Source organism: Microcoleus sp. SVA1B4, assembly GCF_036700545.1.
In the GTDB taxonomy this organism is placed as follows: domain Bacteria; phylum Cyanobacteriota; class Cyanobacteriia; order Cyanobacteriales; family Microcoleaceae; genus Microcoleus.
This window is the reverse complement of record NZ_JAUBPB010000024.1, coordinates 1-15,515: the sequence shown is the minus strand read 5'-3', so window position 1 is coordinate 15,515 and position 15,515 is coordinate 1. Positions and strand designations below refer to the sequence as shown.

Below are 15,515 nucleotides of genomic sequence, written 5' to 3'. Positions count from 1 at the left end.
GTCAGCAGTCATCAGTCATTAGTGAAATAACCAATTATTAATGACTGCTAACTAATGAGTAAAAACGAACAATAGAACACTAATAATTGAGGATAAAAAATTGTGAATCTAGCTGAAGGGGTTCAAATTGTTTCATTTGGAATATTGTCCGTAATGATGATTGCAGGAGCACTAGGAGTAGTGCTGTTCTCAAATATCGTTTACTCAGCCTTTTTGCTGTGCGGCGTATTTACCAGCATTGCCGGCTTGTACCTGTTGCTGAATGCCGACTTTGTAGCAGCAGCACAGGTATTGATTTATGTGGGCGCTGTTAACGTCTTGATTTTGTTTGCGATTATGTTGGTGAACAAGCGCGAAGATTTCCGCACAATTCCCAACGCTTGGGTGCGTCAAGTAGCAACAGCAGTAGTTTGCGTAGGCTTGTTTGCGCTTTTGGGTACGATGGTGGTGTCTACTCCTTGGACTATTGTCGCGACGACAGGAGCACCGGCCGAAAGTTCGATCGTCACAATCGCCAAACATTTCTTCACCGACTTTTTGCTGCCTTTCGAGTTAGCATCAGTATTTTTGTTAATGGCAATGGTAGGAGCCATTGTCTTGGCGCGCCGCGATTTCTTGCCAGATGAATTGTCCAACAAGCTATCTGAAACACCAGCTTTTAGTTTGCCGGAAAGACCTCGCGAATTAGTTTCGGCCGGAGATGTGTCTTCGCCAGAATCTAAGTAATATTATGGTGCGCTGAGCGCACCATAGTGTTAGTTTTGTAGTAACTTTAGATTGAGACAAAATCGCAAAATTTATGCAACTGCAACTCCAGTATTTCCTGTTATTAGCCGCCGCACTTTTCTGTATTGGCATTTACGGTTTGATTACCAGCAGAAATGCAGTGCGCGTGTTGATGTCGATCGAGTTGATGCTGAATGCTGTCAATCTCAATTTGATGGGTTTCTCCAATTATCTCGACCCCGTACAAATTAAGGGCCAAGTATTTACCGTGTTTGTAGTTACGGTAGCCGCGGCTGAAGCTGCGGTGGGTTTGGCAATTGTTTTGGCGATTTATCGCAACCGCAATACCGTAGACATGGAAGAATTTAACTTGCTGAAGTGGTAATTAATCAATAGTCATCAGTCATCAGTCATCAGTCATTAGCGACAAACTAATGCAGATTAAAGACTGATGACTAAGGACTAAGGACTAAGGACTAAGGACTAAGGACTAATGACTTCTAGTAATTTCTAGAGTAATTCTACCCCCGAAATCAGGGATGGGGGCAGCAGGTTTCGAGAGTTGTAGTTTAACTTTTTCGACTAACGGTAGTTCTAAAAGCGCTTGAGCAATAGTATCTGCTAGGCGTTCGATTAATAAAAATTTCGACTCTTTGACTAGCTTTTGAATCAGAGTAATTGCGCTGCGGTAATCAAGAGTATGTTGAATATCATCACTTTTTCCAGCTTGCGATAAATCCAGCCAGAGAGTAACATCCACTTCAAACCACTGCCCCAAAACTTGCTCTTCCGGCAGATAGCCCGTATATCCGTAACAGCGAATTCCTGTAAGTTGAATAGAATCCATTTTGCAATAAACTAAAAGTGCGTTGTTCTATACCAATTTGTATTAAACCAGATAAAGTTCTCTTTCTCTTCCCTCTCTTTTTTTGCCCTTTGCCCTCTTCCTCTTCCCTCTGCGCCCTCTGCGCCCTCTGCGGTTCAATCACTCTTATTCTATCTTAAATTTCACAACCGTCCTCCTTTCTCCAACTTGTCCAATAAATCCTCAGCAACTTCATACCATTTCCGCCTAATTTCAGCATCTTCTGGCTTTTCTGTCAAGGTACGACCTTGGAATTCGGGATATTTATTGTAATATAATTCATCAACTTTTTGATAGAATATATCTTGATTTATATTGAGATTTTTGCGTCGTTTCCCAATGTTTTCTTGACGAATTATTTCTGCTTCCTCTAAGGATGTATCGGGAGGTTGCTGGCGCGCAGAAAATTTAGGTAAATCCGGCAACTTTGGCAACGTAAAACCAGATTTAACTACACTAAAAGCTAAAATTCCCGGCACCAAAATGACACTTAAACTCCCTAGGGTTTTCCAAGGAATTAACTTGAATGTGGGGTTGTTATTAACCAGTTGAGGATTTTGGTGAACAGGGGTATGATTGCTGGTAGCAGTTTGAGTGGTGTTTTTGAAAGGGCGGCCGACAAAGTTCATTGTCACCATTTGGGAAATTATACTGCCAATTTGAGAGAGTTTTGGATCTTTGAGTGCTTCGCGGACTGCTTTTGCAGATTGGTAGCGATCGCCCGGTTGTTCTGCTAACATCCGATCCAATACCGTGGCTAAATTTGGGCTGACACTGACGTGCGATCGCCAATCCCAAGTTTTATTATTGATATCGTACAATTTTTGAGGCTTTTTGCCGCTTAGCAGTACCAAAGCCGTCACGGCTAAAGCATACAAATCGCTAGCGGCAGAAACTTTCCCCAGTCGCATTTGTTCGGCTGGGGAATAACCCTGTTTGCCGATCGCCGTATCCGATTGTCCGTTAAACTGAAGTACGGCATTGGCTGCGATTTGTTTAACAGAACCGAAATCAATTAAAAATGGTAGTTTGTCAGCATCATGCTGAATAATATTATCCGGGGAAATATCGCGATGAATTAAATTTTTCGAGTGGATGTATTCTAAAACTGGTAAAAGCTGAAATAGCAGTTGAGTAACTTCAGCTTCGGTAAAATTTTTACCTTGCTGCTGGCGCGATATCAATATTTCTTCGTAGGTTTGACCTTTGATATAATCTTGGACTAAAAATAAAGATGGATTCCCAGCCAAATCGGTTCGCAGGAGTTCTCGAAAACGGGGAATTTGCGGGTGTTGGAGGTGGTAAAGCATACTCGCTTCGCGATCGAACAATTCGGCGGCTTTCGGGCTGTGCACCACCGGAGAAAACTCTTTGAGCACGCAATGTTCGTTGTAGCGGTTGATATCTTCGGCGAGGTAAGTGCGGCCGAAGCCACCGCGGCCCAATTCGCGGAGGATGCGGTAGCGTTTTTCGAGAGTTGAACCGGGGGCGAGGAGGGAGGAGTTAGACATAAACCACGGCAAATTGTTCGAGTTGGGGAGTCGCCGAGCACAGTATAGCTTATTGTAGCTAAGTTTGTTTGAATGCGAGGGAAGGAAGGGCGATCGCTTTTTTTGGGATGGATGAAGGAGAAGCGACACTTTGGTTAAGATTCAGTATCTACAGGATATCGTAGGGGCGGGTTTTACCAACCATCTATGTTATCAACCAAAAATATAATAAACCCGCCCCCACCCAACGACCAATCTAAATCTACATTTTTCGCCTGCGATCGAACATCAGGTTAATTTGGATTATCGGCTGTCTAGGGGCGGGTTTATATAAATTGTTCGTGAACATCAAATATTGTTTGTAAAACCCGCCCCTACAGGCTTTTTTATTGTCGGGTTTGATCGGCTATGGAGGATTTACAAATCCCGATGGGTAAATTCCTTAGCATCTTTCCCTACATAACTCGCGGCAACATGGCCATCTCCAACAACTCGATACTTATAGGTAATCAACCCCTCTAAACCAACAGGCCCGCGAGGCGGCATTTGCTGCGTGCTAATCCCCACTTCTGCACCGAAGCCGTAGCGGAAACCGTCGGCAAATCTAGTCGAACAATTGTGATAAACTCCGGCCGCATCGACTCCATTTAAAAAAGTTTCGGCGACTTCGCTGTCTTCGGTTACAATGACATCGGTGTGTCTGGAACCGTAAGTATTGATGTGATTAATTGCCTCTTCCACAGAATCTACTATTTTGATTGACAAAATCAAATCGCTGTATTCTGTAGACCAATCTGTTTCATTGGCTTCGGCAATATTTTCGAGGAGGGCGCGAGTTTTTTCGTCTCCCCGCAATTCCACTTTTTTCTGCTGCAAAGCTGTGGCGATAGCGGGCAGGAATCTGGGGGCGATCGCCCTGTGAACTAACAAGGTTTCAATGGCATTGCAGGCGGCGGGATACTGGGTTTTTGCATCTACACAAATCTCTACGGCTTTCTGAATATCCGCTGCTTTGTCTGCGTACAAATGACAAATTCCGTCGGCGTGTCCTAACACGGGAATCCGCGTATTTTCCTGCACGAACCGCACGAAGGAATTAGAACCTCTGGGAATAATCAAATCTACATATTCATCCATTTTTAGCAGTTCGATTGTTTCTTCCCGCGTGGTTAGCAACTGCACGACTTCTGGATTAACCGCAGTTTCTGCTAATGCTTGATGTATCACTTTGGTCAAGATTTCGCAGGAACGGACTGCTTCTTTGCCACCTTTGAGAATGACGCCATTTCCTGATTTGATTGCCAAGGATACTATCTGAATTAAAGCTTCTGGGCGCGCTTCAAAAATAATGCCTAAAACGCCCAAAGGACAGGTGATGCGCTTCAGAATTAATCCTGTATCCAATTCACGGTGGATTTGCACGACACCGATCGGATCTGGGAGTTTCGCAACGTCTCGCACGCCCGCGATCGCACTTTTCAACTTGCTCTCATCCAACTTTAGGCGATCGTACAGCGGTTTCGCAATTCCATCAGCCTCAGCCGCCTTGCAGTCAGCAGCATTCGCCCCCACAATATCCGGCGCAGCAGCTTCTAAAGCTTTCGCAATAGCTTCAATAGCTTGATTTTTGGCCTCAGCGGACAAAACTGCCAATTTTCTAGCAGATCCGCGCGTTTTTTGGGCAATTTCAATAATAGACATGGCAGTAACTTTTAAATAGTTTTGATTGTTCGGTTTTGAATTTTGAGTTTGGAATTGAATCCGCAAAAATAAATTTGGGGGCGGTTTTCAGTCTTAACAATTCTAGAGGAAATTCTATATTTTTGTTGAGACCCCTTACAGCAATCCGCATTAACAGGTTAAAACAGTGAAGTATAGATAAAATCCCACGGTCATTTCCTTTTGTCAATAACCTTTGGAGATTATTATGTCATCTCATGCCCCTTTACGCAAGGCAGGGCGAGCAGCCAAAGCCGGCGTTAAACTGATACAGAAAACTGGCGGAAATCTCGTTTTAGCTTCCGGCGTCACCATCAGCCTGCTGTTTGGTATGGTGTTAGCGCTATCTTTAGCCTCTGTTTTGATTCTCAGCAGTCCCGATCCAGTCGCCGGGTTGGCGATCGCACTTCCCATAACTCTGATTTTTAACATCGCTGCTTTTTTCCTATCACCTTACTTGATGGACTTAAGCCAAAATTGGCTATACCATACTCGCTGGGTTTCCCTAGCAGAAATTGAAAGCCTAAGTCCCGAAACAGCTAAAGTTATTCAGAAGGTTTGCAAGCAGAAAAAACTCTCTTGTCCGCGTTTAGGAATTATCGACGACCAAAACCCTACTGCTTTTACTTACGGTTCATTTCCCAACAGCGCTCGGTTAGTCGTCAGTCAAGGTCTTTTTACCTATTTAGACGACGAGGAAATTGCCACTGTTTACGCCCACGAACTCGGTCACATCGTCCACTGGGACTTTGCAGTAATGACTTTAGCTTCGACTTTGGTGCAGATTACTTATTTAATTTACACTACAACTCAAAGAATGGGTAGAAGTGGTGGGGAAAAAGCTAAAGATGCGGCCGGTACGGTAGCTGCTGTTGCTTATTTGTTTTACATCGCCGGCACTTATTTATTGCTATATTTGTCGCGGACGCGAGAATATTTTGCCGACCATTTTGCTGCCGAAACTACGGGCAATCCCAATGCTTTATCCCGCGCTTTGGTAAAAATTGCTTACGGTATTTTGGAAGAAGGACAAAGAGCAACAGAACCCAGCAGCTTATTAGAAGGAACTCGCGCTTTAGGCATTTACGATGCCAAAGCTGCCACATCTACTGGCACTGCTTACAGGATTTCTTCGGAACCAGAAAAGATTGGGCGAGTGTTTTTGTGGGATATGTTTAATCCGTGGGGTTGGTGGATGGAGTTGAACTCTACTCACCCGCTGACTGGTAAACGAGTTCGCGCTTTGAGCACTTATGCCGAACAATTAGGCTTGGATATTGAGTTTGACATGGGCCGGATTGTCGGCGAAGGCAACGATTTGAGCAAGCGGAGATTGTACGGCAATTTTGTGTTCGATTTGCTGCTGTACAGTGCAGAAACTCTGGGCTTAGCGGTGGGTTTTGCGATCGGCATTGCGCTGTATGCTGTAAACCCGATGATGATGGTTGCTTGTCCTTTAATCGGTTTGGGGACGGGAATTTTGCTCAAAACTCTGGTGATGTTCCCGAATTACAAACAAGCCGAACATTTGGATGTTTTAACCTTAATGTCTGACCCTTACGCAAGTCCTTTGCGGGGTCAACCGGCGCAACTACAAGGCGAATTAATTGGTCGCGGCGATGCGGGCTATGCGTTTGGTTCTGATTTGAAATTGCAAGACAGAACGGGAATGATTTATCTGCGCTATGCTTCTCGTTTTGGGCCAATTGGTAATTTTATGTTTGGCATGAAACGGGTTGAAAGTTTGATTGGGATGGATGTTAGGACTTTGGGTTGGTTCCGCCGGGGTGTTGCACCTTGGATGGATTTGATTCAGCTTGAAAGCGATAGCGGTACGGTGGTTAACAGTTATCACCGCTTCTGGTCTTTTGTGATGGGTATCGGTGCGATAGTTCTTGGTATTGCGGCGCTATTTGTTTTATTTCCAGCTTAACAGTTGACAGGTAAAACCTTTTAAGTTAAATATAATTAAGCTCGCATTTTAGAGCTTAATTTTTTTGTTCCATACGGTACTATTAAATTTAATACCGCTCTCAATCATCTTTTTTGCTGGACAAAAGAGTGAGTTTACGAACCGCTTTAGATTTGTTAGCGAAGGGGCGCGATAGCGCTCTTGGAGAAAAGAAAGAAGAAAGGAAGAAGTAAAGAAGGAGATAGTTAATCTTATGGCGGGAAGGAAATAATTTATTTATGAGCAAACATGACAATCAAAATTGCTACAATTAGTTTGTTGTTGATGGTATTAACTTTAGCAGTCAGCAGTCCTAGCGAAATACTTAGCGGAAACTTAACAAAAATGACCGCTAAAACGGAAAACCAGAACACAAAAAATACCATGCAAAGTATTCTCGATGACAGCGCCAAACTAGAAAAACTAGCTAGCAATTTCCAATTTATAGAAGGCCCGATTTGGCATCCAGACGGCTTTTTGCTGTTCAGCGATATTCCCGCCAATATTATCTATAAATTTGGCTCAAATCAGCAAGTTGAGGTATTTCGCCGCCCTTCGGGAAAAGCCAACGGGAATACTTTAGACAAAGAAAACCGCTTACTTACTGGCGAACACGAAAATCGCCGCGTCTCCCGTACAGAAAAGGACGGAAAAGTTATCACCTTGGCGGATAGATACGAGGGCAAGCGGCTCAACAGCCCGAACGATTTGGTTGTTAAATCCGACGGTAGTATTTATTTTACCGATCCGTCCTACGGTGTTAGTAAAGAGCAGGAAGAATTAGGTTTTTACGGTGTTTACAGGCTGGCACCCGACGGAAAATTAACTCTGCTGGTTAAGGATTTGGTGCTGCCGAATGGCATCGCCTTTTCACCAGACGAGCAAAAACTTTATGTCAACAATTCGGAAGCGGGATATATTGCTGTTTTCGATGTAAAACCGGACGGAACTGTTACTAACCAGCAGCTTTTTGCGGAGTTAAAAGATGCCAGTCAAAGCGGAGTACCCGACGGTTTAAAAGTTGATGTAGAGGGGAATGTTTACAGCACCGGGCCGGGGGGAGTGTGGATTTTCTCGCCGGATGGCAAGCTTTTGGGGAAGATTTCTGTGCCTGAGACGGCGACTAATTTGGCTTGGGGAGAAAGCGATCGCAAAACGCTTTATATTACGGGAAGTACAAGTCTGTATCGGATTCGCCTTAAAATTGCGGGCGTGCGGCCTGGAAAATAATCTAAAATAAGGCGAAGTTGAAAATAAAGCGGTTTGTCGTGAGGACTAAAGTCCTTACGGCAAACACTTTTTATTAGGGGTAATTGACCTGGCATAATATAATCCTACTTGTCAAAATCAGTCATTCCCAATTCTCAAATCTCAAATCTAAAATCTAAAATGGTATTAATAGCTCGGTTGCACAAATTTCTGACTGCTACAGTCGATCGCACATCGCGATCGCACACAATATTTTGGTTGACTCTGAGCCTGACATTTGCCGCCATCTATGCTATTTTAGGACTCAAGCAAGCCTTTAGCGGTGAGTATATCGTGCAAGACGATGCGAGGCAGCACGTTTTCTGGATGATGCGATTTGTCGATCCTGAATTATTCCCCAACGATTTCATTGCTAATTACTTTCAATCTGTCGCCCCCGCAGGATACAGCACACTCTACAAATTAGCAGCAACAGTTGGCATTCACCCGCTATTATTTCACAAAATATTGCCACTATTTCTCGGCTTAATCTCCACCTATTACTGTTTTGGCCTTTGCCTAGAAATATTGCCAGTGCCGATGACTGGATTTATTGCATCTTTGCTGTTAAATCAGCATATGTGGATGACTGATGATTTGGCTTCCACAACGCCAAGAGCTTTTATCTATCCGATATTTCTGGCTTTTTTATATTATTTGTCGCGCAGTTCGTTGCTGCCTTGTTTGGGGGCGATCGCGCTGATCGGACTATTCTATCCTCCTTATGCCTTGGTTGCTGCTGGAATTTTAGTTTTGCGCCTGCTATGCTGGAAAAAAGGCGGTTTGCGCTTGTCGGGCGATCGAACAAATTACCTATTTTGCACTACAGGTTTGGGAGTAATCTTTTTAGTAATGCTGCCCTATGCCTTAGATAACTCTGAATTTGGCCCAACTTATACCGCAGCAGAAGCGAAGCAAATGGCCGAATTTGCCCCCAACGGCAGAAATGCTTTTTTTCGCCCAAATCCCAAAGATTATTGGTTGACAGGGCGGGGTAGCGGGATGTTTCCCAAGTCGCTGTTTACGCCTGTAACTCACTGTGTCGGGCTGTTATTTCCGCTGCTGCTGTTTTTGCGATCGGCTTTTCCCTTAGCAAATCAGATTCAAAGCAAAATCTGGCTTTTGCTTCAGCTATTTTTAGCATCATCTGCGATGTTTTTTGCGGCTCACGCTACCATTTTTAAGCTATATCAACCAGGTAGATATACAGCTTACAGCTTGCGATTTATTGTTGTTTTAATAACTGCGATCGCCCTCACTTTAATTATCGATGGAGTCGGTCATTGGGCATCAAAAACAGCAACAATATTTCATTTAAAAAATCTAGTGGCACTAATTACGACAGCGACAATCGCTATCGCCGTTGTCCTTTATCCCGCCTTGGTCAAAAAATTCCCCACTGTCGGGTATGTAGAAGGTAAAATGCCAGCTTTGTACAAATTTTTTGAGCAACAACCTAAAGATATATTGATTGCTTCGATCGCGACCGATACGGATCATTTGCCAACCTTTAGCCAGCGTTCGGTTCTGGTGGCAAAAGAATATGCAGTGCCGTATCAGAAAGGCTACTACAGCAGATATCTGCAGCGACTTAACGATTTAATTCGCGCTCAATACACTCCCGATCGAGCTGTATTGCAAAATTTTATCAATCAATATGGAGTTGATTTTTGGATGATAGATCGCAATGCTTTGAGTCTTCAGTATATAAAGGATGATGGCTGGCTAAATCAATTTGATTCTATACCGGAGGCGAGCCTTTCTCTCGAACAAGGGAAAATTCCCGCATTAGCTTCAGCAATGACAAGTTGTGCGGTTTTTCAGAATGAAATTCTAGTGGTTTTGGATGCGTCTTGTATTGTGAAATAGGCTGGGAGTTAAGGCGAGGCAGAGCCTTGGGATATGTGTTCTTAGGAAGAGCCTGGGAACTAGAGATAACTGTTCGGATTTTGAAGCTACAATTGCTGCACGGATCTTCTGTAGGAGCGATCGCACAATGCGTTATAATGCCAATAGGAGATAATGGTGCGGGTCAATGACACAAGTTCTCGATCGGGAAACTCTCGATGGGCGAGTGGTGCTCAACGGCACTTGGGAGCAATTCAAGTTAATCCAGAAGGTTTCGGAAGATTCCCCTGGCATAAAGTTGTCTTTTTTTGCAGGGGCGATCGAGATTCTGATGCCGGGATTCCAACACGAAAATTTTTCGGAAATCATTGGTTACTTGGTGACTACTTTTCTGCTGCAACAAGGTATTAAGTTTTACCCTTCTGGTTCAATGACGCAGGAGAAGACGCCAGAAGCTTCTACTCAAGCAGACAAATCGTTTTGTTTGGGAGAACCTAAGTTGATTCCCGATTTGTCGATCGAGGTGGTTTATACTAGCGGTGGACTGAGCAAGTTGCCAAAATATCGAGCTTTGGGCGTGCCTGAAATCTGGTTTTGGGAAGATGGCACGCTGCGGCTGTATCATCTTCGGGAAGATGGCTACGAGCAAGTAATTCAGAGTCAACTGTCAGGATTGGAAACGCTGGATATCGATTTGCTAAGACGCTGCATTTTAATGGGTGAAACTGATTTGGCTGAAGCGGTTAAGGTTTTCGGCCAGGGAATCTCGACTGTCTGCGAATGAAATAGACATCTCCAATAATTATTGTGGAACAGGCATCTTGCCTGTTCAAAGCTTGCTTTTTTGGAGATGTTTAATAGAAAATCCTGATACCTGACTTCTTTAATAAATCGGATATTTGCTGTTTCTGGTAAGGAGAAATATAGTCCTTTGTAGGGCAATTCCCCTATGGTTGTCATCCCCTGTGGGTGTCTTCCTGATAAAAGCTGAATATAGATTCGGGGTCAAGTTCACAGACAATGAAAATTGCACAAAAGCTCGATCGCCAATTATCTCTTCAACAAAAACATGACAACACTTTACGTCAACCCGCTAACAGGCAGCGATTCCGCGGCCGGCACTCAATCGGCTCCATTCAAAACTATAGCCCGCGCGATCGTCAGTCGCGCTGCATCGGGAACTACGATTCAGTTAGCACCGGGAACTTACAGCGCTGCTAGTGGTGAAAAATTCCCCTTGGAAATTCCATCGGGAGTAAAAGTTATTGGCAATGAAACTAACAAAGGTAGAGGCATTCTAATTCAAGGCAGCGGCAAATTTGTCAGTCCCACCGCTGCGGGCCAAAATATCACCATACTGCTAGCAAGTAATTCCCAATTGCGGGGAGTAACTGTTACGAATCTCGATAGTCGCGGCACGGGAGTCTGGATTGAGTCAACTTCTCCGACTGTGGCTAACTGCACTTTCACACTTTGTAAGCGCGGAGGCGTTTTTGCCACGGGTAGCGCTAATCCTGCGATTCTCGACAACATATTTGTGGCAAACTCTGCGGCTGGGGTGATTATGGCGGGAACTGCTAAGGGAGTAATACGGCGCAATATTTTTCAAAAGACGGATTTCGGCATTTCTCTGGAAGCTCAGTCGGCTCCTTTGATTGCTGATAACCAAATTTTGGAAAATCGCTCCGGTATAGTTTTAGCAGGAGAATCTCAGCCGATTTTACGCAATAATCGCATTGAAAAAAATACGGAATACGGTTTGACTGCGGAGGAAAAGTCGCTGCCAGATATGGGGAATGCTAAAGATTTGGGCGGCAATATCTTTCAGAATAACGGCGAATTCGACTTGCAAAATGCGACTGGGGTTAAGATTTATGCGGTGGGAAATCAGCTCAATTCTTCGCGGGTGAAAGGTTTATTTGATTTGGGCAATGTGACGCCAACTCCGACTCCTGGAGGGCTAAAATTTAGCGACATCAGCACGCATTGGGCTAAGGATTTTATCGATCGCTTAGCAAAGATGAATATTGTTAGCGGGTTTCCCAACGGCACTTTTCAACCTTACGAGATTGTAACTAGAGCTCAGTATGCGGCTATGTTGGCGAAGGCGTTTGAATTGGTGCCGCGCCGTGATGTGACGGTTTTTAAGGATGTGGGGGCGGATTTTTGGGCCAAGGGAGCGATCGACCAAGCTAATCGAGCTGGCTTTTTGGCTGGATATCCAGACAGCACGTTTCGCCCGGAGCAGAATTTGACTAGAGTTCAGGCGATCGTATCTTTGGTAAACGGCTTGCAGTTGGGCGGCGGCAACCCCAATTCTTTGAGCGTTTATGTCGATCGAGCTCAGATTCCCAGTTTTGCCACCGACGAGATAGCAACCGCCACAGAGCGCAAAATCGTGGTCAACTATCCCGCGCGCGAAAAGCTTTCCCCCGCCCACGACATCACCCGCGGCGAGATATCCGCCCTCATCTACCAAACTCTGGTAGCCACAAAGCGGGCCGAGGCCATTAACTCTCCCTACATCGTCTAAGGGAATTGGGAGACAAGGGAGAGGAGAACTTGGGGTACAAATAACTCACATCTTGCACCATTCTTAAGAACAGGCAGGATGCCTGTTCCACAAAGAGTAGATTTTATTGTGGGGCGTAGGGGTTGGGCAGGAGATCCCGCCCTGAAATGATTATGGAGAATGGTGCAATATCTCAGAAGAACCAACCCATCTCCCCTCCCCCTTGTCTCCGATTGCCTCACTCTCACCCACTCTCACCCGCTTCCCCTCTCCCAAGTCTTGATTTGCTAGTACCCGAATCGTTTTATGATTAAACATTAAGAAATTAAGCAATCCTTAAGGTTCGACTGTCAGATTATGGCTAAAATTCAATTCTCTCGGGGTATAGACGAAGATGCTGTGCCCGAAGTGCGCCTAACCCGTTCTAAAAGCGGAGAGCAAGGCACTGCCACGTTTATCTTTGAAAATCCCAAAGCTCTCAGCAGCACCAGTACCGAAGACATTACTGGAATGTACATGATCGACGACGAAGGCGAACTCCTCACTCGTGAGGTTAAGGCTAAGTTCATCAACGGTCAGCCTGCGGGTTTGGAAGCTCTTTATTTAATGAAAAGTTCCGCAGAATGGGATCGATTTATGCGTTTCATGGAACGCTACTCGGAAGCCAACGGTTTAGGATTTAGCAAGGCATAATTGATGGGGAATAGGGCATGGGGCATGGGGCATGGGGCATGGGTTATTGGTTATTAGTTATTTGATAATGAATAACTAACAACGAACAAATCACAACTAACTGATGACTTCTTCCCTCTTCCCTTTTCCTGATTTCCTCTTCGTTCTTGCTTCTTTCTTTTTCCTTAAATATCTGTTATATGACGCAAATTCCTCACCCCGACTTATCTAAAATAACCGTAAATTGTGCTATCATTACTGTTAGCGACACGCGATCGGCAGAAACAGACAAGAGTGGCTTGTTAACCAAGAAGCTGCTAAAAGATTCGGGTCACTCTGTGGTAGCTTACACTGTTGTTAAAGATGATGCGGCCAAAATTGTATTGCAAATGCAGGCTTTTTCCCAGCGTGAAGATGTGGATGCAATCATTTTTAACGGTGGCACGGGCATCGCTCCCCGAGATACGACCTATGATGTGATGGAAAGTTTGCTAGACAGGATTTTACCAGGATTTGGGGAGATATTTCGGTTTTTGAGCTATCAAGAAATTGGTTCGAGGGCGATCGCCTCTCGCGCAGTTGCAGGCGTGTATCAAGGCAAGTTAGTCTTTTCTCTTCCTGGCTCTAGCAATGGCGTGAAACTAGCTGTCGAAAAGCTAATTTTACCGGAATTAGTTCACTTGGTGACGCAGTTGCGCGGAGGGTGAGGGCGGGAGTTGGTTTTTGTGCTGGCATCCGGTATGGGCGCTCGATCGAGCTTTGACTCGATCGCCTTTTGGTAAGTTAATCAGGACTTACGCTCAGAAACCCGGTTTCTAGCCTACCGTCGATCGCTCGCAGATAAATTTCAGGGTGCAAGGTCGATCGATATACACTAGAAAGATTGTGTATCGCCAGTTTTGCAATGACAAGCGAATTTCAAAGGTGCTACCCGCCACGTGATTTATCTCGCGCAAATCAATCCAAAATCTAAAATCTAAAATCCTCACGCCCCCGAATTTATCTCGCGCAAGTCAATCCAAAATCTAAAATCTAAAATCTAAAATCGAATGACGCTGCCTACCGGATCTCGTTCTCCTGCTTTGTTCCAAACGCTTTCGCTGGTAGCTGACCCGATCGCATTTTTCGATCGCTCCTGGGCCAAATACGGCGATACATTTACCGCCCGCGTGTTGGGGCCCGCTTCGCCCCCCGTAGTGTTTCTGGGATCTCCAGAAGCGATTCAGGCGGTGTTTACGACCTTAGCCGATGCCTTTGAGTTTGGCAAAGTGACCAACGTATTTCGCCCCCTGGTGGGAAATGAATCCCTAATTATGAATGAAGGGCCGCGACATCTGCGACAGCGACAGCTATTAATGCCCGCGCTGCATCGGGAACAGTTGCAGAGTCAAGGGCATTTGATTGTTGATTTGACGAAAAAGCAGACGATCGACTGGAAAGCCCCAGATGCGATCGCAGTCCGCGAAGAAATGTCAGAAATTTCGCTGCAAGTAATCTTGCAAGTCGTCTTTGGATTAGTGCCGGGAGAGCGCTACGAACGCCTGAAACAATTGCTCAGCAACCTTTTAGAGGCGATTACGTCTGAACTGTACTCTATACAATTTTTCTTTGAACCCTTGCAGCAAAATTTGGGATCTTGGAGTCCGTGGGGGCAGTTTTTGCAGCAGATGGCCCAGATTGACTCGCTGATTTATGCGGAAATTGCCGAGAGGCGATCGCATTCTCTCGATTCGTCTCGCACGGATATTCTGTCAGTGTTGATGATGGCCCGCTACGACACCGGCGAATCGATCGGCGATCGAGAATTGCGCGATCAGTTGATGACGCTGTTGTTATTGGGACATGAAACGACTGGATCGGCCTTGACTTGGGCGTTTTACTGGCTGCATCAGTTTCCCGAATGCCTTGCTAGGTTGCGGCAGGAATTGGATGAATTAGGCGAGAATCCCGATCCGATCGCGCTTTCGCAGTCGCCCTACTTAACAGCAGTCTGCAAGGAAGCGCTGCGAGTTTATCCAATTGCCTTAATTTCGCAGCCGCGCAAGGTGAAACGCACGATCGAACTCGAAGGCTATACATATCAACGGGGAACGATTTTAATCCCCTGTGTCTATTTGGCCCACCGTCGCCCTGAAACCTACGAAAATCCCGCCCGGTTCAATCCCGATCGCTTTTTAGATCGCAAGTTTTCCGCCTCTGAATTTTTCCCGTTTGGAGGCGGAAGTCGAAGCTGCATCGGGATGGCGTTATCGATGTTTGAAATGAAGCTCGTTTTAGCAACGGTGCTGTCTTCCCGTGAGTTTGTATCGAATCTCGATCGGCCAATTCGTCCGGCGCGCCGGGGAATCACCTTTGTGCCGCCCGATCGGTTCCGATTAACGGTTGTGGGCGATCGGCGTTAGATGAGAGTGAATTAAATAACTTACAATTTTAATTGTTATTGTGGGATGGGCGTCCCGCCCGTCCTTTTTGGACGGGCGGGAC

The 15,515-nt window shown here is 45.3% G+C and carries 13 protein-coding genes; 10 read left to right on the top strand and 3 right to left on the bottom strand.

Translation table 11 applies throughout. The features are described from left to right. The first annotated feature begins 102 nt into the window (after window positions 1-102). Window positions 103-726 carry an NADH-quinone oxidoreductase subunit J gene (locus QT987_RS13445; protein WP_333057044.1) on the top strand — a complete coding sequence of 208 codons (624 nt, stop codon included), beginning with the start codon at window positions 103-105 and terminating at the stop codon, window positions 724-726. Window positions 727-805: 79 nt separating this feature from the next. Further along, window positions 806-1,111: an NADH-quinone oxidoreductase subunit NuoK gene (gene nuoK, locus QT987_RS13440; protein WP_228042566.1), complete on the top strand. Its 306-nt coding sequence runs from the start codon at window positions 806-808 to the stop codon at window positions 1,109-1,111. Between the two features lie 105 nt (window positions 1,112-1,216). Here nuoK and folB read toward each other — a convergent pair whose 3' ends face one another. From folB to QT987_RS13425, 3 genes are all read right to left on the bottom strand, one after another. Then, window positions 1,217-1,573: a dihydroneopterin aldolase gene (gene folB, locus QT987_RS13435; protein WP_333082878.1), complete on the bottom strand. Its 357-nt coding sequence runs from the start codon at window positions 1,571-1,573 to the stop codon at window positions 1,217-1,219. A gap of 161 nt (window positions 1,574-1,734) precedes the next feature. Next, on the bottom strand, window positions 1,735-3,102 hold the full coding sequence (locus QT987_RS13430) for a serine/threonine-protein kinase (protein WP_333240587.1): 1,368 nt from the start codon (window positions 3,100-3,102) through the stop codon (window positions 1,735-1,737). 396 nt (window positions 3,103-3,498) lie between these two features. Beyond that, window positions 3,499-4,782 (bottom strand): glutamate-5-semialdehyde dehydrogenase, encoded by a 1,284-nt coding sequence (locus tag QT987_RS13425; protein ID WP_333240585.1) that lies wholly within the window; start codon window positions 4,780-4,782, stop codon window positions 3,499-3,501. 226 nt (window positions 4,783-5,008) lie between these two features. Here QT987_RS13425 and QT987_RS13420 point away from each other — a divergent pair, with 226 nt between their 5' ends. The 8 genes from QT987_RS13420 (at window position 5,009) to QT987_RS13385 (ending at window position 15,433) form a co-directional block, all read left to right on the top strand. Then, entirely contained in the window at window positions 5,009-6,733 is a 1,725-nt protein-coding gene (locus QT987_RS13420) for a zinc metalloprotease HtpX (RefSeq protein ID WP_333240582.1), read from the top strand. Window positions 6,734-7,000: 267 nt separating this feature from the next. Continuing rightward, window positions 7,001-7,981: an SMP-30/gluconolactonase/LRE family protein gene (locus QT987_RS13415; RefSeq protein WP_333240580.1), complete on the top strand. Its 981-nt coding sequence runs from the start codon at window positions 7,001-7,003 to the stop codon at window positions 7,979-7,981. 159 nt (window positions 7,982-8,140) lie between these two features. Continuing rightward, a complete protein-coding gene (locus QT987_RS13410) occupies window positions 8,141-9,868 on the top strand; it encodes a hypothetical protein (RefSeq protein WP_333240577.1) in 1,728 nt (575 codons plus the stop codon). Between the two features lie 166 nt (window positions 9,869-10,034). Continuing rightward, window positions 10,035-10,631 carry a Uma2 family endonuclease gene (locus tag QT987_RS13405; RefSeq protein WP_333240575.1) on the top strand — a complete coding sequence of 199 codons (597 nt, stop codon included), beginning with the start codon at window positions 10,035-10,037 and terminating at the stop codon, window positions 10,629-10,631. 285 nt (window positions 10,632-10,916) lie between these two features. Further along, window positions 10,917-12,380, top strand: coding sequence for a DUF1565 domain-containing protein (locus QT987_RS13400; protein ID WP_333240573.1), 1,464 nt, complete (start codon window positions 10,917-10,919; stop codon window positions 12,378-12,380). Between the two features lie 336 nt (window positions 12,381-12,716). Further along, a complete protein-coding gene (psb28, locus tag QT987_RS13395; RefSeq protein WP_333240570.1) occupies window positions 12,717-13,052 on the top strand; it encodes a photosystem II reaction center protein Psb28 in 336 nt (111 codons plus the stop codon). Between the two features lie 179 nt (window positions 13,053-13,231). Beyond that, window positions 13,232-13,738, top strand: coding sequence for a MogA/MoaB family molybdenum cofactor biosynthesis protein (locus QT987_RS13390; protein ID WP_333240568.1), 507 nt, complete (start codon window positions 13,232-13,234; stop codon window positions 13,736-13,738). A gap of 342 nt (window positions 13,739-14,080) precedes the next feature. Next, entirely contained in the window at window positions 14,081-15,433 is a 1,353-nt protein-coding gene (locus QT987_RS13385; protein ID WP_333240565.1) for a cytochrome P450, read from the top strand. Window positions 15,434-15,515 lie beyond the last annotated feature (82 nt).